This window comes from Nocardia sp. CA-119907, assembly GCF_050955995.1.
Taxonomy (GTDB): Bacteria; Actinomycetota; Actinomycetes; order Mycobacteriales; family Mycobacteriaceae; genus Nocardia.
Genome location: NZ_CP192091.1, coordinates 222,070 through 242,172 on the forward strand (window position 1 = coordinate 222,070; position 20,103 = coordinate 242,172).

Here is a 20,103-nt window from a genome sequence, read left to right on the forward strand (position 1 = left end):
GCACTGCACCGATTCGGCGGGCCTGTTCTATATCTAAATGCGACCGCGCGGAATGTTTCTCATAGTGCGGCGCTGTTCGTCGCCGTCCATTCGTGAGCGCACCCACGCTATTGCGCGGGTGTGCTGCCGAACACGCGTCTGGCCTGCGTTTACGTGCTCTTGACGGCAAAGGCCGCCGCATCGGCGATTCGCGCCATTGCGACGGCCAGGTGGTCGGTTGGTTGTTGAACGGCAGGCTCAGACTTTTGCCATGCGCAGGCCGAGTTCACGACGGAGTAGCTCTTGCGGGGTTTGGCGGGATAACACGCGCAGCACCGCCGGTCGTAGCTCCCGTTGTTCATCATCGGTGAGCAGTCCGACGAGGTCGCGCAGATCCATATCATCGAAGGCCGCGGTCATGAATAAAGGTTACGGCCAGCTTCACTGGTGGGAAGGTATTCGCGACCAACATTTACGACATGGTCACGCTGGTTCACCGTCGTAACGCGAGCGCGCCGCGAAAACTTCGGCCACGCGCTCGTCGGCCCACATCTTTTATGGCGCGCATCACAGGCTGCGGGCTGTGACCCAGCGGTGTGCGTTCATGGTCGACACGGACCGGCACCTCGGCGGTGATCCGGCGTTCGAGTAGGCCGCCGTGCTCCAGGGTGCGCAGGGTTGGGGTGAGCATTGTGGGGCTGACGTTGGAGATGATGCGGTTGATCTCGGCGTAGCGCAGCGGACCGTCCGCGAGGCCATCGGATATCAGGGGCCCCGGCCGACTCTGACCGCCGTGGCGATCGGGGCTAATCGGAATCTGCGAACATATCCAGGAAAGCGCGCATATCGTCGGCCTCCGGGACGCCGAGTTCCGCATACAGGCTCATCGCGATACCGGCGTATTCGCGCGCTCGACCGACGTCGCCGAGATCTCGGTACGCGCGGGCCAGCCCGTCGTTGGCGCGCGCTCGCTCAGGTAGGTTCAATGCCTCGTCGGCCAACGCCAGTGCGGTGCTGTGCTTTTCGGCGGCTGAGCCAGGATCGCCTGCGGTGCAGGCTGTCTCGCCGAGGCCGTTGAGCGCGGACGCTTCGTCGCCACGACTGCCCAGCATCCGATACAGGTCACGGGCCCGGGAGTGATTGTCTCTGGCCTCGTCCAGCAGGTCGTTGCGGCGGCACAGCGATCCCAGATAGTTCAGCACCAACGCCTCGCCGCGCTGATTGCCCACCACGCGGTGCAGTGCCAGCGCCCGGTCGAGATGTTCGCGGGCGTCGCGGTACTGGTTGTTGTCGGCGCCGAGCAGCATGCCGAGGTTGCCGAGCACGTGCGCCTCGCCGACTTTATTGCCCAGACGGTTGGCGAGATCGAGCGCGTCGCGCAGGTATCGCCTGGCCTCGGCGTAGTCCCGTTTACGCCACGCCACATTGCCGAGCGTGTTCAGCGCTCTGGCCTCTTGATAGCGATCCCCGGACGCGCGGGCAATCCGCAGTGCCGCTTGCGAATGCGTGGTCGCACACTCGTAATCGCCTTGTCGCCAGCAGGCCCAGCCCAGGTCGGTCAACGCTCTGGCCTCGCCGATCGAGTCGGCCAGGTGTCTGCTCGCCAGCAGTGCCACCTGGTGCAAGCGTGCGGCGTCGGAGTGGCGGGAGTTGCCATCGAGATAGGGACGCAGGGTTTCCGCCGTGTCTCTGGCGTGCGCGGGCGTACCGTGGTCGGATGCGTAAGCCGCAGTGGTGATGAGGTTTTCGCGTTCGGCATCGAGCCACCCGGCCGCGGCTTCGGCGTCGTCCAGCGTCGTCACCAGGGCCGCGGAGGGCGGCAGCGGTTGACGGTGATCGGCGCTGTAGGGGAACAGCAGATCCACGGCTGCTCGCGCGGTGTGCAGGTAGTGGTCGAAAAGTCGTGACAGCGCGGCGGCTCGGGCATTGTCGGATTCGTCCACCGACACCATGGCGCGGGCATGCTGGCGCAGCAGGTCGTGAAAGGTGTAGCGGCCGGGCTCGTATTGAGCTATCACATGAACGTCGAGGAGGTCTTCCAACAGCATTTCGGCGTCGTCCGCCGAGGTATCCGCCAGCGCCGCGGCAGCGCCGGGATCGATGTCCCGCCCGGGGTGCAGGCCGAGCAGCCGGAACATCCGCTGCCCGTCCGCGCGAAGCTGCCGGTAGGAGAGGTTGAACGCGGCAACGACGCCCCGTTCGGCCGTGGACAATTCGGCCAGTCTGCGCCGCTCCCCACGCAGCCGCCCCGCCAGATAGCCGACGGTCCACTGTGGGCGGTGCAGTAGTCGAGCGGCGGCGATCCGCACCGCCAATGGCAGGAACCCGCACAGGTGCAGCACGTCCAGCACCGCGAGCGGTTCGGCGGTGGCACGTTCGCCGACGATCCGGTCGAAGAGGTCGACAGCATCGCGTGCGGGCAGTGGATCGACCGACAATGCCCGAGCACCATCCAGGTCGACCAGCCGCCGCCTGCTGGTTATCAGGATGAGACTGTCCGTCCCGCCGGGCAGCAGCGGCCGGACTTGATCGGCATCCACAGCGTTGTCCAGCACCGCGACCACTCGCCGCCCGGCCAGCTCCGACCGCCACAGCGCGCCGCGATCGGCGGTGGTCTGCGGAATGCGTTCGGCGGGAATTCCGATCTGGCGCAACAGGATTTCCAGCGCCGCATCCGTCGCGACCGGTTGCCGGTCGATCGTGTGCGCTTGCAGGTCGATGAACAGCTGACCGTCGGGGAATCGGTCGGCCACTCGGTGCGCGGTGTGTACGGCAAGCGCGGTCTTGCCGATGCCCGCCATGCCGTCGATCGTGGAGATGGTCGCCGCGGTGCCGGTGAGTGGTGCGAGGAGATGTTCGAGTTCGGCGCCTCGGCCCGCGAAATCCGGTATGTCGTACGGCAAGAAGTTCGCGCAACGTGGCACGGGTTCGGTGCGTGCGGCCGGTGCCGTTACGCGTGTGGCCGGTTCGCCGTCGTCCCGCAACACTGCCTGCTCCAGCGCGACGAATGCGCGTCCCGGATCCAGACCCTGCGCCTGCGCGAGTGCCTTCCGGAATGATCGTGCGGCGGCGAGCGCATCGACCTGTCGTCCCGCTCGATGCAGTGCGAGTATCAATTGACCGGCCAGCTTCTCCCGCAGCGGGTTTGCGGTGACCATCGCTGCCAGCTCGTCGAGCACCGCCTCGTGCCTGCCCAGCCCGAGTTCCACCTCGGTCAACTGCTCGAATGCCGCCAGCTGCTTCTCCTGCAGGCGGCGCCGCGCGGGCGCGACGTAGTCGGCGTTCAGATCGGCGAGCGCCTCGCCGTGCCACAGCGCCAGCGCCGCACGCAGTTCCGCCACCGCGGTCTCGGGGTCGGAAGCGGCCAGCGATTGCCCGGCACCGACCCGGCAGGTGAATTCCTCGAGGTCGAACTGCCCCGGCTCCGGCAGCGCAACGTATCCGGCGGATCTGGTCTGCAGCACTTGCGCGGCGTCCGCTTCGCGCAACACCTTGCGGATCGCCGTCACCGCGGCGTGGATCTGCGAGCGCGCAGTGTCCGGGGGATCCGTGCCCCACATGGCCTCGATGATTCGGTCTGCGCTGCACACTCTTCCGACATTGACCAGGAGATAGGCGAACACTGCCCGATGTCTGGGCGCCGCGGCCGACTCGCGGCCGTCGACCACGATTTTCATTGGTCCGAGGACCGTAAAACGCACACCCATCTCGGCTCCATACAACACCCATCGTGAAGGCATCGCAAAAGTATCAACGGGCCGTAACACGCTGTTCCCATGCCGCAAATGCCCCCGATAGACCCAGAGAACGCGGGTGACGCTGCCGGACACCTCTTCACTGTCAGCCAGCAGCTGTTCGGCGTCACACCGAACAACGTCAAGGTGATGGCGCAAAGCCCTGCCGCCCTGCGGGGGTATGTCGCCCTCACCGAAGCGCTGGGCGGCAGCGAGATGCCGGCGTTCGCACGTTCCGCTGTCGGGCTGCTGGTCGCCCAGGAGCACGGGTGTGACTACTGCCTTTCGGCGCACAGCTTCCTCGGCAGCCGCCTCGCGGGGATGACCGAGAACGAGCTCAGCGACGCCCGATTCGGCTCGGCCGACGACCCGAAATACGCGGCGATCCTGGCCTTTGCGGCGGCACTGATCCGCCGCCGCGGCGCAGTCACCGACGACGAACTCTCCACCGCCCAGGCGGAACTGGCGCCTACCGAACTCGTCGACGTCATTGCTCATGTGGCGCTGGCGATCTTCGACAACTACCTCGTCCTGGCCGGACGAGTGGACATCGACTGGCCGTTGGTCCGGCATACGGACCACGCCCACGACACAAAGGAAGCGGAATGACTATGCAAGACAGCACGATCGCGGTAGCGGGCGCCACCGGACGGCTCGGCCGCCACATCGTAGACGTGCTCACCGAGGCAGGGCACAAGGTCGTGGCGATGTCGCGGTCGACCGGAGTGGATGTGGTCACCGGTGCCGGACTCGCCGAAGCGTTGCACGGCGTGACCGCAGTGATCGACGCGTCGAGCACGCCGTCCTTCGAACAGCGGGCAGCCACCGACTTCTTCACCGCCTCGGCCCGCAACCTGCACGCGGCCGCGCAGGCGGCCGGAGTGCGGCGGATCGTGGCCGTGTCCATCATCGGCATCGACGGCTCCACCGCTGGATACAACGCCGCGAAGCTGGTGCACGAGCAGGCACTGCTGGCGGGCCCGGTGCCGACGCGAATTCTGCGGGCCGCGCAGTTCCACGAGCTCGTCGAACAGATGATGCAGTGGGGCGCACAAGGTTCGGTGATCTACGTCCCGAAGATGCGTACCCAACTGGTTTCCGCACGCGCGGTCGCCGAGCAGCTGGCCGAATTCGCGACCGGCGCGTGGTCGGCGCACCAAGGAGGCCCGTTTCCGGAGATTGCCGGACCGCGCGCCGAATACCTGGCCGAGATGGCCCGGCTGGTGACCGTGCGACGCGGCGACGACAGGTCGATCGAGGAGGTCAGCGATCCGGCCAACCCCGACCGCGAGCTGTACGAGAGCGGCGCTCTGCTCCCCGGGCCGGATGCCGTCCTGGCCGGTCCGGGCTTTGCCGACTGGCTCGACCAGCAGGCCCGCAGCCACCACTGATTCCGAATTATCAACGCCCCGAAAGGAAACACCTGACATGAACGCTCGCATGAAGAACCCCGCCATGGTCCTGCCTGACGCGATGAAGGGAATCAGCACCCTCTACAAGGCCACTTATCAGGGCGGAGTTTCCGCCGACCTGCTGGAATTGGTTGCGCTGCGGGTCAGCCAGATCAACGGGTGCAGCGCCTGTGTGCACTCACACCTGGCGGGCGGTCGTAAGGCGGGGGTCGGCGACGAGAAGCTGTTCGCCGTCGCCGCGTGGCGAGAATCGGCTGAGTTCGGTGCGGATGAGCGCGCGGCGCTGTTGCTGGCAGAGGTCGCCACCCGGATCGCCGACAAGTCCGAGGATGCCGTGCCGGACGCCGTGTGGGACGAGATCGCCGATCACTACGACGAAAATCAGCTCTCCGCAGTCATTCTCATGATTGCGCTGACCAACTTCTTCAATCGCCTCAACACCAGCATCAAGGAGCCCGCGGGCGCCAGCTGGGCCTGAGCGGAGTATTGCGATGACTTCACCGAACCCGAGAGCAGACGCACTTTCCCGGATCCGGACCGCCGCGTACTGGGTGACGACGCTGCCGGTCGCCGCCGAGATGGTCAAAGGCGGCATGTGGGACCTGACCCGGGAGCCGTTCGCGGTCGAAACCTTCGATCAGTTGGGTTACCCCAGGTATTTCTTGACGATTCAAGGCATCTGCAAACTGCCCATGGCCGCAGTGCTGCTTGCTCCGGGAATGCCGCGGCTCAAGGAGTGGGCCTACGCCGGATCCCTCGCCGTCTATCTCGGCGGCGCGGCCTCGCACCTGGCGAACGGCAATCCACGCAAATTCGCCATGCCCGCAACGGTTCTCGCCGGGTTCGCGGCCGCTTCCTGGGCGCTGCGGCCGACGGCGCGCCGCGATCCGAGCCCCGACCCGATCGGGGCGACCTTGCGGATCGGGCGGGGCATCTTGCACGCCCTGCTCTCCGCACCGCCGCCGGAAGCGGCGCGTCCATGAGCGCCGACCCCGTTGGCGCAACCGATCCATACCGTTCCATCAGGAGAAACCCATGACCCTCGACATGACGACGATGTACGCCATGCACCACGCGCTGCGGCGCGAACTCGAATACATCGCCAAAATCGCCGATCGGATCGACGACGATCCGCGTAAGATCCTCGCCACCGCTGCCGGTTGGCAAATGTTCACCAAATCCCTGCTGGTGCACCACACCGCCGAGGATGACGCGCTGTGGCCGGTGATGCGGCAGACGCTCGCCGAGCGACCCGACGAGTTGGCGCTACTGGACGCCATGGAGGCCGAGCACGCCGTCATCGATCCGCTGCTCGAGCAGATCGACGCGACCTTCGCCGATCCCGACAGTGGCCCGGAACGCCTCGGCGGTCTGCTCGATGCCTTGGCAACCGGGTTGACCGGGCACCTGAAGCATGAGGAGGGCGAGGCGTTGCCGCTGATTCAGGCGGTCGTGACACCGGAGCAGTGGCAAGCGTTCGGTCAGTTGCACGGCAGTCGCATCGGTCCCGCTGCTCCGCAACTGATTCCGTGGCTGCTCGACGGTGCCGACGAGCAGACGGTCCAAGTTATGCTCGCCCCGCTGCCGGAGCCGGTGCGTGCTGCGTACCGCGATCAGTGGCAGCCAGCGTATGCCGCGCTCGATCGATGGAATGCGGGCACGGCGACTTCGTGAAGGCCGCAACCGCCCTCGGACCCGGGTATTCGGGCCGAGGGCGGTGTGCGTCGGTGGTTCGCGGCTCACAGTGCCGACTCGGCAAGCTGCGATTAAAGTACCGGACGGTACTGAGATGAGGGCATGTGCGATCAAGCCGGGTCTTGCCGGACCTGGCGGCGTCGACGGAAACCTGTGTCGATGAGGAGAACCGTCGGATGCGCACTCCGACCTATGGCGAGGTCGAGGCGGCCGCCGAACGTATTGCCGGTGTGGTCCGGCCCTTGACCATCGCGCCGATGGGCAAGCAATCGGACGACGAGCAGCCGGCCGGTTCCCTCCGGCCGTCGACCGAGACGGGCGGTGCCGAGATATTCCTGGGCCTCGAATTCCTGCAGCACACTGGATCTTTCAAGGCCCGCGGCGCGGCCAACCTGATGGCGGGACTGATCGAAACCGGGACCATGCCGGATGCCGGTATCGTGTCCGCTACCGGCGCCAATGCCGATATCGGATTCGCTTGGGCGGCACGTGTGTTCGACGTGCGGGCGACGGTGTTCCTGGCCGGTCCAACGGCTCCGGCCAAGGTAGCGCGGCTGCATGCGTTGGGCGCTGAGGTTCGATTGTCGGGCGAAACGCAGGACCACGCGAGGGCATCCGCCCACGAATTCATGGCGAGCACCGGTGCGATCGATGCCTACACCTACGATGACAACCTGACCTCGGCCGGTGCGGGCACCATCCTGCTCGAATTCATCGACGCGGTAGCTGGGTTGGACACGATCGTCCTCGCGGTCGGCGCGGGCGGCATGTTCTCCGGAATCGCCGCGGTCGCCGACCATTTCGGCATTCGAGTCGTCGGCACGGAACCCGATGGCAGCCGGGCGCTCAATGCCGCATTGGCTGCCGGCACAGTGCTCGACGTGGACGTGGATTCCATCGCGGCCGATTCCCTCGGTGCGCCAAGGGTTTCCGCTGCCGCGCTGGCCTGGGCCAAGGCCACAGACGTGCGCTCGGTGGTCGTCGACGACGAAGCGATCGTACGGGCGCGGCGGCAGCTGTGGGAGCGGCATCGACTCGTCGTCGAACACGGCTCGGCGACCGGCTTGGCGGCGCTGGCTACCCGGGCATACCAGCCACGCGACGGTGAACGAATCGGTGTCGTACTGTGCGGAGCCAATACCGATCCCAGCGACCTCGTCGACTGAGCGATCCGTTGTGTTCAGGCCGAAAGAAGTTGACTGACGCGCTGGTGCGAAATGCCTATCAGTGCCGCGATGTCGCGCACGGGCAGCCGCTTCGCGGCCAGTTCCTTGGCCAGCACCGCCGACTTCGCCGTGATCTGCTCTTGAATGTCATCGGCCGTGGCGCGCAGTGCGCGCAGCTCCTCGGACCGTGCCAGCGCCTCGGCGGTCAGTCCGACGTCATCGAGGACCACGCGGACCTCGACATTCGACGGTGCGACGTCCATGGTCACGGCGATGTAGTCCCTGGCTTCGCGCTCCACTTCGGACAGCCGCCGCGCTTGGGTCAGCGCGTCCTCGCCGAGTTCGGGTATGGCCAGTGCCCACCACCGACCCTCGCGGGATACGCGAACTGTGTAGGCCATCAGGCACCTCCTTGACGGTCGCACGACATGATCGCCTTGCGAATCACGCGGACCACGCCGGGACGTATCGTGCGATGTCCATCTGGAACCGTGATCGTGTGTAGACCGTCGCGGCAGTGCCAGAGGCTGTGACTACCTTTGGCATCGCGCTTGCGGCTCCATCCGGCATCGGTCAACTCCTTGATGATCACACGGGTAGCGTGTTCCGCAATCATCAGTATTGTCTAGTTGATAGACGAAGGCAAGTCTAGCAACTAGACGCTTGATCTGAACGGGCTGGAATGCCCACCGCGCAGTGGGCTATCGGGCTCGGATCGGGTCCGATTTCTTCCAGCCGTTGACCGTGGCGACGGTGGTCGCGATGGTTGCTGGTTGGGCGGTGGGGGCATAGGGGGTGAACTTCTCCAGGGAGCCCCAGTCGCGCTTCCAGTCGTGGTCGAGGTAGGTGGGGATGGTCTGGGATTTCAGGAGCAGACCGGTCCAGCCAAGCGGTCCGCCGCCGATATCGTCCTGCCAGGCATTGGAGGCGTCGGAGCCGACACGGTCGGGCAGGATGCGCCAGTTCGGGACCTCGGCGACGCCGTCGTGGTGGTCGAACGGGCGCTGGCAGGGGAAGGCGAGGCCGACATGCCAGTCGAGCAGGACCGGATCGGTCCGGCCGACAACGGAATTCAGAGTGGTCAGCTTGGGCAGCCGGGGCGGGGTGACGGCCAGCCACTGCTTCTTGGTGATGTCGTTGTCGACCGCGACCAGCCGCACCGCATTGACCTCGGTGGGCAACTTGTCCAGTGGCACGCGGAGATTGCGCCAGGACGGGGCGGGCCCGATATCGAGCGGATCGACCGAACCGAGCGTCTTCACCGCACCGTCGGCTCCGCGCACGCCGTACTCCAGGTGCAGTTCCTGTCCGTAGGTGACAACGCCGTCGGCGTCGACCGAGCGGACGCGGCCCGCCGCGGTAATCGCGAGCACCCGATAGGCCGGGTCATTGCGCATGCTCTCGGTCAGATCGAGCCGATACCACTGTGAGGTGAGCTTGGCCTGCTGCTGCTCGTTCTCCTGGTAGCTTCCCATGATCGGGGTACGCGCCGGATCCAGTCCGAAGGGCAGGGCCACGGTGCTGCCGTTGACACCGGCCTGCTGACTGGTGCCGCCGCCGGTGCCGGCGCCGGTGGTGTTGGTGGTCTTGTTCTTCGAATCCTTATTGACCGAATTCGCACCGCCGGTCACTGTCTCCTCGGCATCGGCGGTGAGGTCGGCGGCCACCCCGTTCGCGGTGAATCCCTGTGATTCGGCGGACAGTCCATCGGTGGGGGAGCCGGTATAGGGGAGCAGCAGCGAGTCGGCGGTATCGGTCTCCACCAGCACCTCATTGGCGAGTGCGCAGGTATTTCCGCGCAGCGATTGGAGATTCGACTTCGCGATCGAGTACGCCGGGTACTGCGTGACCGCGGCCTTGGCCAGCGAGGCGACCTCGAACAGCACGAGCAGCGCGGCCGCGATGGTCAACGGCGCCGAGGCATAGCGCTCGAAACGGCCCGGCGCATCGGACCTCTCGCGGTAGGGCTCGCGATAGTGCAGCCACACCGCGACCACCAGCGCAACCGCGCTGAGCCCGAGGAACAGCGTGGAAAGCCCCTTACCCGCGATCAGCGGCGCCTTGTCCCACCACGGCACGCCATAACTGGAGACGTACCACCAGCCGTTGGATCCGGTGAAGGTGATCGCCAGCAGGAACAACACCGCCGCCGCGAACAGTGCGCGGTTGCGCGGTGAGCGAATCCCATTGGTGCCGACCGCGACCGCCGCGAGCGCGGCCAATGACCCGGCCAGCCCGGCGTATACGCCGAAGTGGTGGGTCCACTTGGTCGGGGTGAACATCATCAGCAGCAGCGAGGCGAAGACGATGCCCAGAATCCGCACCGACGGCCCACGCGACGTGCCGGGAATCCGTCCCTTCCGCAGCACCTGCAGCACACAGACCAGCAGGCACAGCAGCATGATCAGCACACCGAAGCGCCGGGCCAGCGATCCGTCCGGCGAGAGCATCAACAGCGAATCCCAGCGCGTGCGTTCGTCGAACCAGGCCACATTCGGCCCGACCAGGGTGCGCACCCGAGTCGCTTCCATGACCGTCGCCAGCGTCTGATCGGCGAAAACCACGACCAGCACCAGAGTTCCGGCCGCGAGTCCCGGCGCCAGCAATGCGGCGTAGCGGAAGAGCGCGGCAAACCGCGACGTGTTCCGATCGGATCCCTCGGCGGCGGAGCCGAGGGTGCCCGCGGCATCGCGTGCCCGCCGGATAATGATCTGCAGCATCGGCCGCGACCCCGCGATCAGCGCCGCGACACAGATGAGCCCGGTCGGACCGGCCGCCAACGAGAACGCGGCGATCAGCACACCGACCGCGGCGGGCAGCAGCCGTCCGGTGGCAATGGCCCGCTCGATCGAGCACCAGGTCAGCAGCGCGCCCGCGGCGATCAGCGGTTCGGGGCGCAGTCCGTTGTCATAGGGCAGCCAGAAGGCCAGGAAGACCAGACCGGCCGTCCACAGCGCGACCTTGTGCCTGCGCACCCGAGCGCCCAAGCGCGGCAGCACCTCTCGGCTGATCACCATCCAGCACACGATTCCGGCGGCCAGCGTCGGCAGCCGCATCCATGGGCTGGCGTCGGAGATCCTGGTCATCCAGGCCAGTACCTCGTAGGACCAGCCGAACGGCGCCTCGGGCACCGCGAACCACCGGTAGTAGTTGGCCATGTACCCGGAATGTTCGGAGACGCGGGCCATATTCAGGATGTAGCCGTCGTCGGAGGTATTGGCGCCGATGAAGTGCCACAGCACCAGGATGCCGAGCACCACGGCGTCGGCCAGGGTGAACCGCCACCAGTGCGCGGGCAGGAAGCGCCGGGCCCGGCGTCCATCGGCATTGTCGAGCAGATGCAATGCGATCAGCGCGATGATCGTGGAGATCGCCGCGGCGATCATGGCACCGAGCTTCAGTACCGACGGCGTCGAGGAGAAGCGGGCGTCGATATCGGCGTGCAGCTGCGCGCCATCGAGCTTCCCGGCGTCCAGATCGGTGAAGACCCCGACCACCTGCGGGCGGATATCACGGGTGACGGCATTGCGGAACGGGGTACCGTCCTGGCGTTTCGCACCGACGAATTCGACCGTGGTCGCCGCTGCCGTCGAGTCGATGGTGACGGCCTCGCATCCGGCGATCTCCGCGACCGGCGCCGACAGCAGCGGAATATCGCGCTGCAGCACCGAGACCGTGCCATCGGCGACCGAGACGATCAGCCCCTTGGCGCTGGCCTGACCCGAGGCGACCGGAATGGTCGACAGCACCGTGCCCGGTCCCGCGGCGGTGACCACCGAACACGGCAGCGTCGCATCGAGCCGCAGCGGCACATATGACACCAGCGGGGCCTCGATGCTGGTGCGGCCCGCCTGCGGCCAGTCGAGCGCCGCTTGGTCCTGTTTCACCGGGAGTAACGGTGTCAGCAGCGCCAGCACGAATCCGAGAAGTCCGGAGACGAGGGCGATCAAGCGGTTGCGGGTGAACGCCGCAGAAGTTCGGTCCGGTCGCACGAGGGACCATGCTAACCACCCCCGCCGGTGAGCCGCGCCACCGAGATGATCCATGCTCCGCACCCCTGGCTAGCGCAGTGGCCGAACGTCCCAGAGCCACACGTCATCGACCTGACGCGGCGCGAGGCCGAGCAGTTGGGTCATGGTGGTGCGCAGCACCTCGGAGTTCTTGGTCGCGGGCAGGACGACCACATCGGCCTCCCAGAAGCGCAGATCGTCCAATGCCTGCGCGCGGGTCTCGGAATCGATGGGCGGGACGCCGCCGGTGTCCTGGGCGCGGACCAGTAGGGCGGTGGTCGGGCGGAAGTCCGGTCCGTAGATGCCCTTCTTGTTCGCGCCGGTCGGGCCGACGAAATAGCCTCCGGCGAGCGGGAAGTCGAAATCCGCGTCGGCCTGCCAGCGCAGCGCCTGCGCCTCGGGAGGGCGCGGCGGCGGCACCAGGACGACCGAACCGCCGCTCACGTACTGCCGCACGGTCCCGTCGGCGAAGAACTCCGGTGTGGGCGCGCGCTCGATCACCGGAAGGATCGTCGGGGCGAGTGGAACCAGCGCCAGGGCCAGCGCCGGGAACCAGGCCAACGGCCGCCAATCGACCGGTGACCGCCGCCACCACGTCACCGCCCGCTGGGTCGCCAGCGCCAGCACCGCCGCGATGGCCGGAATAGCCGCCATGGTCAGCCGGGTCTCCAGCACGGTATTGAGCAGCGGGAGCTTTTCGGCCCACTGCCATGGCAATTCGATTCCGGTCGACTGCTTGCCCACCATGGCCACCGCACCCAGTGACAGCACACCGAAGACCACGATCACCGCGGCCGCGGACCGGACCACCCGGTCACGCCACAGCAGCGCGACCGTCACGACCAGCAATAGCAACAGCGGCCAGCCGAAGTAGGCGTTCTGCTCGGTGTCGTTGATGGCGACGTACTGTCCCGGTGCGAACACCCCACCCAGCGATTCGGAGGGGAACTGCACGATCGCCTTCAGATCGTTGCCCATCGGCCCGTGATCGATCGAGCGATAACTCTGCGGCCCGAAGAACTGCCACCACAGCGGAATCTCGGTGAGCATCAGGGTGATCACCGCCGCCAAGGCGACGGTCGGCGCGACCGCGCGCAGCACCCGCCAGCCGGTGCGCGGTGTGTGCAGGTAGTACACGACGGCGAACAGCCCGAAGGCGAGCGCGAAGATCAGCAGCGGTTCCTCGCCGAGTGCGATTTGCGTCGCGACCAGCAGACCGAGCGCGACCGCATCGCGAACTCGCCTGCGCGGCTTGGTCTTTGTGATGCTCGCGCCGGTGTCGTCGGCCGGATCCGCATCGGTGGCCGTCGCTCGGCGCGCGATCCGGATCAGCAGCAGGGCGATGACCGGCAGGAGTACCAGCAGTACGAAATTCGGGTGCGCGTTGGCGTGCGAGATCATCGCGGGCGCGAAACCGCAGAACAATCCGCCGATCGCGGCGGCGAGCCGGGACCGCACCAACTCCCGCGAGAACAGCCAGTACCAGGCGATGGCGGTGCTGGCGAGCCCGAGGGTGAGCACGAGCACGAAGGTGACCGTCGGCCCGAACAGCAGCGTGACCGGCGTCAACGGCACCCCGACCCCGAACATGGCGGTATTGGCCATCATGTTGACCCCGGCCGGGAAGTTCTGCAGATTCGTGCCGAGCGGATTCTCCAGATGCGCCACCGAATGGGCGGTGACCGCGAAGAACCACTCCCACATGGTCTGGTCCTGACCACTCTTGATCAGATACCCGCTGTGGGTATTGCGCCACTGTCCCGAGAGCACCGTGACGGCCAGCGCCAGATAGCCCACCGAGACAGCCAGATCACTCCGGTCGACCCGGATCCGTCTCCGGGTCGGCTCGGTCGTTCGCTGATCAGGTCTGGCCCCGCCAGCCGGTGTCGATCTCCAGGTGACGACGCCTACTGCTGGTGGTGCCTCGATCCGCAAGACAAACTTCTCCCGTATGTGGTCAGATCAGCCGTCCACCGTACCCAACTAGCCTGTGTGCCGCCTGGCAACAGCTGCGCTCGAGCGCCGCGCCGCTGCCGTCGGGCGATGGGTGTTCGGTTGGCCGGTCCCCGGCAAGTTACCCATGTCCTCGCGTAATCATGCGCCGACCGCCCGGAGCGGTAGCGGTGCTGGGCGGAACGGGTCAGCGATTGACCACGACCAAGGTGAACGGGCCGATATCAGTCGTGGTGAAGTGCGGGTCCGCGAAGAGCCTCTTGGGGAAACTCACCGTGTAGCGCTTCACATTGGGGTCGTTGGGGTAGACGTCCTTGGCCAGGCGCAGGGTGTAGTCGTCGCCGCTGCTGCGGAAGAGGAAGGCATCCGGTGCGCGCCACGGACTCTTGGCGACAGCATCGACCAGCGCGGTGGGGGATTCCAGCTTGCTCCAAGCCTCTATGGTCGCGGCGCGGCCGGCGAAATCGGCGAGCGGGTTGGCGTAGTGCGAGGTGAGCGCCTGGAAACCGTAGTACGGGTAGAAGGAAAGAAAGCTCGTATCGGCGGTGAGCACGACCGAATCCGAACGCGCCCTGCCGGTCTGTGCGAGCAGTGCCGCATCGATCTCGCGGTAGTACGCCGCCGCGCCGGGAGCCCGCTTATCGGCGCGCTCGCCATGGCCGTCGGTATCGGTGTAGGCGGTGGTGATCTCCGGCTTCAGCACCCGCGGGATGTCCTGCGTGAACGCGAGCGCGCCGACGACGGCGACCACGATCACGGCGATCTCGAGCCGTCCCGGCTCGTTCAACGCCCGATAGGCCTCCCGCGCGCCCTCGACGAAACCGAAGGCGCCGGCCGCCGCGAGCAGCACCTCGAGCACCGGCGTCAGCCGGAACGAGAGCAATGTCGTACCCGCCGCGGTCGCCGTCATCGACAGCAGACACCACAGGTAGATCGCCACCACACCGATTCCGAGCGCCTGCGCCCGCCGCGACGATCCGGCCCGCAGCCCCAGCCACGCCGTCCCGAGCAGGAAGAAGGCGCCCGGCAGCGAGAACTCCGCCATCGGCAGCGGCAACTCCGCCCCGCCCTCCGGCAGATAGTGGAACGCCGTCCCCGAACTCGGCATCGTTCCGCCGAGCATCTTCAATACGAAGGGCAGCCATACGATCAGCGCCACCACACCCGCGATCGCGCCGATCACCACCAGCCGCGCCAGCGGTGGCACCGCCGCCCGCCACACCGAACCCGATTCAGCGCTGCGCCGAGACCGGTGCACCGCGAGCCCCGCCGAGACCAGACCCATCAGCCCGACCGCGAACGCCGCCACCGCGAAGTACAGCGTGTAGAACGAGGCCGCCATCCCGAGGAACAGCCCGGCGCCGAGCACCGCACCCCAGCCCCCGGCCGTTTCGGCGCGATCCGCGCCACGGTCACTCGTGCTTTCGTCGCCTGACGCAGCCGCGCCATCCGATACTGCGGCGCTGCCCGCGGTGTCGTCGACACCCGGTGCGGCAGCGTGCCCCGAGGCGGCAGCACCGCCGGTCGCCCCCTCGACACCTGAAGCCGGGGCGCTGGTCACCTCGAGCGGTCGGTACAGCGCACCCCATGCGAGCACGAGCGCGGGTGGCAGCAGCAGCACGATGACCGCGCTGTAGGCCTCCGGCGACGCGTATGCCACCGTCACGGCCGTCGTCGCCGCGCTGACCCCGATCGCCCAGTCGGCGCGAATCAGCTTGGACCACAAGACGTATGCGATCACCGCGACGACCGCGAGCGACCCGATCGCATACGGCTTGAATGCCTCCCAGCCGTCCATCCCGAGCACATTCGCCACCCGACCGCCGATCCAGAACCAGCCGGCGGGATAGAACGGGGGCAGGTCGGCGTAGGTCATATCGTGCAGTGCCGCGCCATCGGTCAGCCGCGTCAGATATTCGGTGCGGAACTCCTGATCCACCGAGACTCCGAACAGATACAGCTTGGTCGCCGCCAGCGGCATTCCGAGCGTCACCGTGACGAACGTCGAAATCCCCACCCACGACAGCGCCTTCGCCACCCAGGGCCACCGCCGGGCCCGCACCAGCCAGATCGCCACCCCCAGCAGCACCGCGGCCCCGACCTGTCCGACCGTGGTCAGCGCACGGGTCACATTGGACGAGTTGAAGGCTGGCCACTGCACCATCGAAAACGCCACCAGCCCAATGGCGGCCACCACCGTCGCGACCGCCGCGGCCAGCACCGCTTCACCCACTCCGGAGCCGATATGCCGGACCAGCAGCGTCCCACGTCCGCGTTCCGGTGCGGAGTGCTCGGCGCGTTCTGCCGTGACTGTGCTCAACGGAGTGCTCCTTCGACAATGCGACGGCTCGAGGTCGGCTCCGAACTTGCCACGCCGCCCGGCCACTCGCCCGGGCAGGGTGCCGAATGCCGCATCGACCGGTCCCGACGAACCGCGACACACAGACGAGCCGCACCCGTGCCGCGCAAGGCGTGCGCGGGGAACGAGGTGCGGCTCGGGGAGATCAGATGGGCAGCTTGCGGAAGATCGGGCGCGGGATATGGCGCAGGATCATCATCACCAGGCGGAAGGTGCCCGGCGCCCAGACCAGCTCCTTGCCGCGCTGCGACGCCGAAACCGCCAGTGCCGCGATGTCTTCCTTGTTGACGGTGAGCGGCGCCTCTTCGACGTGTGCCGAGAACCTGGTCCGCACCATGCCCGGCCGGATGACCAGCACCCGCGGGCCGTGCGGGCGCAGCGCCTCGCCGAGGCCGAGGTAGAACCCGTCCAGTCCGGCCTTGGTCGACCCGTAGACGAAGTTCGAGCGGCGCACCCGCTCACCGGCCACCGAGGACATGGCGATGATCCGCCCGAAGCCCTGCTTCTTCATCTTCTCGCCGACCAGCACGCCGACCGAAACCGCCGCGGTGTAGTTGACCCCGGCGACCTGCACGGCCTTGCGCTGGTTCTGCCACAGCTCTTCCGGATCGCCGTCCAGTGCGAAGGCGACAATGGCGACATCCACATCGCCGCCGTCCCAGGCCGCGTCGATCACCTTCGGATGGCTCTCGGTATCGAGCGCGTCGAAGTCGATGACGTCGACCTGGGTCGCGCCCGCCGCCTTCATCTCGGCGACGGCGTCCTCGCGCAGCGGATCACCCGGCAGTGCGGCCAGGATGATGCGCGCCGGACTCTTGCGCAGGTACTCGGCGCAGATCGCCAAGCCGATCTCCGAGGTTCCGCCCAGCAGCAGGATGGTCTGCGGGTTGCCTACGGCATTAATCACTGGAGCTCCAGCCTTCTCGCCATATCGGACATGAATACGCCTGTGGGATCGACGCTGCGGCGGACCTTGATCCATTCGTCGATCCGGGGGTACATCTGGTGGAAGGTCTCCGCGGTGGTGCGCGAATCCTTCGCGGTGTACAGCCGCCCGCCGAACTCCATGACACGGCGGTCCAACTCGCTCACCAGCTCGTTCAGCCCCGTCTTGATCGGGAAGTCGACGCAGATGTTCCAGCCCGGCATCGGGAAGCTCAGCGGTGCCGGATTACCCGGTCCGAACAGCTTGAAAACGTTGAGCGCCGAGTAGTGCCCGGAGGCCTGGATATCGATGATGATCCGCTTGAATTCCTCGACCGCCTCGGTCGGCACCACGAACTGGTACTGCAGGAAGCCATTGGAACCATAGCCACGGTTCCACTCCGCGATCATGTCGAGCGGGTGGTAGAACTGCGTCAGATTCTGCACCTTGCCGGTGTAGTTGCCGCCCATGCGGTAGTAGGCCTCGCCGATGGACATCAGCGTCAGCTTGTTCATGGTCCAGTTCGGGAAGATATCCGGAACCGTCATGAGTTGGGGCGCATCGAATTTCAGCGGCTTGCGCTGCAATCGCTTGGGCAGTTCGTCGACCTTGGCGAGGCGGCCGCGGGTGATGGTGGCCCGGCCGAGCTTCGGCAGCGGACTGATCACATCGAACCACGCGCTCGAATAGGTGTAGTTCGCCTCGCTGCCGTCGCTGTGCGCGGCGATGGTCTCGTCGAGCGTGGTGGTCTTCACGCCGTCGTTGAGGAAGTACGCCGTCTCGGTGGGCGCCATCTCGATGGTCGCGCGCAGGATGATGCCGGTGAGTCCGTTACCGCCGACGGTCGCCCAGAACAGCTTGGCATTGCGCTTGGGCGTGATGTGCTGCACCTGCCCGTCGGCGGTGAGCAGATCGATCGAGCGCACGTGGTTGCCGAAGCTGCCCTCGCTGTGATGGTTCTTGCCGTGGATATCGGAGGCGATGGCGCCGCCGATCGTCACCTGGCGGGTGCCGGGCAGCACCGGAACCCACAGCCCGAACGGCAGTGCCGCCTTCATGAGCTGGTCCAGGCTGACGCCGCCGTCCACGTCGACGATCCGGGTGTCCCGGTCGATCCGGTGGATATTGTTCAGCGCCGTCATATCGACGACGAGGCCACCCGCATTCTGCGCGTGATCGCCATAGGAGCGTCCCAATCCGCGCGCGATGATGCCGCGGCGCAGATGGGCCGGCTTGGCGTCGTTGTCCTCGGCGACCATGGCGACGGCCTTGGCGATCAGTTCGGGATCGCTGGTCGAGAGCACTTCGGAAGATGTTGGTGCGGTGCGACCCCACCCGGTCAATGCCTTGGTCCGCGTCGGCAGCGTGAAGGTGCCGTCGGTGACATTGCCGGAGTTACCGGTTGTGGTGGCGGTCGGAGCTTTCGTGGACATCGGCATAGAGGCTACATGCATGAGCCGATATCCGGTCGGCGTCGCCGTACTCCCCAGTATGTGAGGTCCGACATGGGTTCGATCGCGCCGGACAAACGTCCAACCGATACTCGGTCCGCGTGTTCCGCGTCACGCCGTTACGCTCGTCGGCGTGCAAGCCGAACCCCACCTGCCGCTCCCGGCCGAACTGCCGCTGGTCGACGAGCCTGCCGGCGTGAGCGACGGGCCCGAAGGAGGCAGCGTGCGTAACCACGTAGGGCCCCGGGAGCGCCGAATCGAAACCAGCACCGACGTCGACCTGAAGACCCAGATCGTCCGCTTCACCCTCACCGGCGGCCTGTCGGCCGTCGTCGACTACGGCATCTACAGCTTCCTGCTGAATCTGATCGGCCTGCCGGTCAGCGTCGCCAAGTCGATCAGTTTTATCGCGGGCACCACCACCGCCTATCTGATCAATCGCCGCTGGACCTTCCAGGCTCCGCCGAGCCGCGCCCGGTTCATCGCGGTGGTGCTCCTCTACGCGGTCACCTTCGCCGTCCAGGTCGGCATCAACCAGGTGCTCTACGCCACCCTCCCCGGCGAGTGGTGGCGCCAGCCGCTGGCCTTCGTCATTGCCCAGGGCACGGCCACGGTCATCAACTTCGTCGTCCAGCGCGCGGTCATCTTCAAGCTCCGCTGAGGGCATCCGCCGGATCAGCGCGGAACCAGGACCTCGCCGTTGGCCTGCGCCTTCGCGCCGAAGTAGTCCCCGCCCTTCGCGCGCACATTGTCGGTACCCCATTCCCGCTGCTCCTGTGCCGCGGGTACCAGGTGCGGAATGTGTTTGCGGCAGTGGATGTAGGCCTCTTCCACCTCGACCACCACCCAGCGCTCGGCGGCGCGCCCTTTGACGCTCTGCGGGAGTTCGGGCACGGTGCGGCGCAGTGCGGGATCGTCGACGATACGGGCCGAGCCGTTGATGTGCAGTCCGATCAGGTCCTGGACGAAATCGATTAGCAGGATGCCTACGTGCGGGTTCTCCAGGATGTTGCCGAGGCTGGCCATGACGCCGTTGCCGCGGTATTCGGGGTACGCAATCGTGCGTTCGTCGATCACGTGCAGGAAACCGGGCAGACCGGCACGGAAACTGGCATCGCATTCGCCGTGTTTATCCGCGGTGGCGATGAAGGCCATATCCATCCTGGCGATGAATTCGATCATCGTCGGATTCAGCCGATCGAGCACTTGGTCCTGGTAGAAGCGTTCGGCCCGGTCCTGTGTGCCGTACCTGTCCTGTAGTTCGTGCTCGCCGTCACTGCCACAACTTGAACCGGGCATGTGCGCCCCCTCTGGTAGCTGGAATCCGGCACGGCTCAGCAGGTTCTGCGCTGAACCCGCCGACTAAACCGAAATCTCGTCCATTTTAATCCGGCAAAGCAGCAAAATCCATGATGAGAA

The 20,103-nt window shown here is 66.6% G+C and carries 18 protein-coding genes; 7 read left to right on the forward strand and 11 right to left on the reverse strand.

Annotation, left to right across the window (positions count from 1 at the left end; genetic code table 11):
* Nucleotides 1-237 precede the first annotated feature (237 nt).
* From ACQP2D_RS01000 to ACQP2D_RS01010, 3 genes are all read right to left on the reverse strand, one after another.
* Nucleotides 238-399: a hypothetical protein gene (locus ACQP2D_RS01000; protein WP_354960027.1), complete on the reverse strand. Its 162-nt coding sequence runs from the start codon at nt 397-399 to the stop codon at nt 238-240.
* A 73-nt stretch (nt 400-472) separates the two neighbouring features.
* A complete protein-coding gene (locus ACQP2D_RS01005) occupies nt 473-856 on the reverse strand; it encodes a winged helix-turn-helix transcriptional regulator (RefSeq protein WP_433681858.1) in 384 nt (127 codons plus the stop codon).
* Nucleotides 786-3,656 carry a BTAD domain-containing putative transcriptional regulator gene (locus tag ACQP2D_RS01010; RefSeq protein ID WP_433681859.1) on the reverse strand — a complete coding sequence of 957 codons (2,871 nt, stop codon included), beginning with the start codon at nt 3,654-3,656 and terminating at the stop codon, nt 786-788. Before ACQP2D_RS01010 ends, ACQP2D_RS01005 begins: the two co-directional genes overlap by 71 nt.
* Before the next feature lie 108 nt (nt 3,657-3,764).
* Here ACQP2D_RS01010 and ACQP2D_RS01015 point away from each other — a divergent pair, with 108 nt between their 5' ends.
* From ACQP2D_RS01015 to ACQP2D_RS01040, 6 genes are all read left to right on the forward strand, one after another.
* The gene (locus tag ACQP2D_RS01015; protein WP_433681860.1) at nt 3,765-4,322 is read left to right on the forward strand and encodes a carboxymuconolactone decarboxylase family protein; all 558 of its coding nucleotides are present in this window, start codon (nt 3,765-3,767) and stop codon (nt 4,320-4,322) included.
* Nucleotides 4,319-5,104 carry an SDR family oxidoreductase gene (locus tag ACQP2D_RS01020; protein ID WP_433681861.1) on the forward strand — a complete coding sequence of 262 codons (786 nt, stop codon included), beginning with the start codon at nt 4,319-4,321 and terminating at the stop codon, nt 5,102-5,104. The genes ACQP2D_RS01015 and ACQP2D_RS01020 overlap by 4 nt, the downstream gene beginning before the upstream one ends.
* 37 nt (nt 5,105-5,141) lie before the next feature.
* Nucleotides 5,142-5,603 carry a carboxymuconolactone decarboxylase family protein gene (locus ACQP2D_RS01025; protein WP_433681862.1) on the forward strand — a complete coding sequence of 154 codons (462 nt, stop codon included), beginning with the start codon at nt 5,142-5,144 and terminating at the stop codon, nt 5,601-5,603.
* Between the two features lie 13 nt (nt 5,604-5,616).
* Entirely contained in the window at nt 5,617-6,108 is a 492-nt protein-coding gene (locus ACQP2D_RS01030) for a DoxX family protein (RefSeq protein ID WP_433681863.1), read from the forward strand.
* Nucleotides 6,109-6,160: 52 nt separating this feature from the next.
* On the forward strand, nt 6,161-6,799 hold the full coding sequence (locus tag ACQP2D_RS01035; RefSeq protein WP_433681864.1) for a hemerythrin domain-containing protein: 639 nt from the start codon (nt 6,161-6,163) through the stop codon (nt 6,797-6,799).
* A gap of 197 nt (nt 6,800-6,996) precedes the next feature.
* Nucleotides 6,997-7,986, forward strand: coding sequence for a pyridoxal-phosphate dependent enzyme (locus ACQP2D_RS01040; protein WP_433681865.1), 990 nt, complete (start codon nt 6,997-6,999; stop codon nt 7,984-7,986).
* 14 nt (nt 7,987-8,000) lie between these two features.
* Here ACQP2D_RS01040 and ACQP2D_RS01045 read toward each other — a convergent pair whose 3' ends face one another.
* The 7 genes from ACQP2D_RS01045 to ACQP2D_RS01075 form a co-directional block, all read right to left on the reverse strand.
* Nucleotides 8,001-8,387 carry a hypothetical protein gene (locus ACQP2D_RS01045; RefSeq protein ID WP_433681866.1) on the reverse strand — a complete coding sequence of 129 codons (387 nt, stop codon included), beginning with the start codon at nt 8,385-8,387 and terminating at the stop codon, nt 8,001-8,003.
* The gene (locus tag ACQP2D_RS01050) at nt 8,387-8,578 is read right to left on the reverse strand and encodes a type II toxin-antitoxin system HicA family toxin (protein WP_433681867.1); all 192 of its coding nucleotides are present in this window, start codon (nt 8,576-8,578) and stop codon (nt 8,387-8,389) included. Before ACQP2D_RS01050 ends, ACQP2D_RS01045 begins: the two co-directional genes overlap by 1 nt.
* A gap of 109 nt (nt 8,579-8,687) precedes the next feature.
* Entirely contained in the window at nt 8,688-11,978 is a 3,291-nt protein-coding gene (locus ACQP2D_RS01055; protein ID WP_433681868.1) for an arabinosyltransferase domain-containing protein, read from the reverse strand.
* Between the two features lie 69 nt (nt 11,979-12,047).
* Nucleotides 12,048-13,826, reverse strand: a complete 1,779-nt coding sequence (locus ACQP2D_RS01060; RefSeq protein WP_433685964.1) for a glycosyl transferase — start codon at nt 13,824-13,826, stop codon at nt 12,048-12,050.
* 310 nt (nt 13,827-14,136) lie between these two features.
* Nucleotides 14,137-16,209 carry a galactan 5-O-arabinofuranosyltransferase gene (locus ACQP2D_RS01065; RefSeq protein ID WP_433685965.1) on the reverse strand — a complete coding sequence of 691 codons (2,073 nt, stop codon included), beginning with the start codon at nt 16,207-16,209 and terminating at the stop codon, nt 14,137-14,139.
* A 244-nt stretch (nt 16,210-16,453) separates the two neighbouring features.
* Entirely contained in the window at nt 16,454-17,215 is a 762-nt protein-coding gene (locus ACQP2D_RS01070) for a decaprenylphospho-beta-D-erythro-pentofuranosid-2-ulose 2-reductase (protein WP_433681869.1), read from the reverse strand.
* On the reverse strand, nt 17,212-18,666 hold the full coding sequence (locus ACQP2D_RS01075; RefSeq protein ID WP_433681870.1) for an FAD-binding protein: 1,455 nt from the start codon (nt 18,664-18,666) through the stop codon (nt 17,212-17,214). Before ACQP2D_RS01075 ends, ACQP2D_RS01070 begins: the two co-directional genes overlap by 4 nt.
* A gap of 241 nt (nt 18,667-18,907) precedes the next feature.
* Between ACQP2D_RS01075 and ACQP2D_RS01080 the strand changes: the two genes are divergently transcribed.
* Nucleotides 18,908-19,345 (forward strand): GtrA family protein, encoded by a 438-nt coding sequence (locus ACQP2D_RS01080; protein WP_433685966.1) that lies wholly within the window; start codon nt 18,908-18,910, stop codon nt 19,343-19,345.
* Nucleotides 19,346-19,359: 14 nt separating this feature from the next.
* Here the strand turns inward: ACQP2D_RS01080 and ACQP2D_RS01085 are convergent, their stop codons facing one another.
* Entirely contained in the window at nt 19,360-19,983 is a 624-nt protein-coding gene (locus ACQP2D_RS01085) for a pyridoxamine 5'-phosphate oxidase family protein (protein WP_433681871.1), read from the reverse strand.
* Between the last annotated feature and the right edge of the window lie 120 nt (nt 19,984-20,103).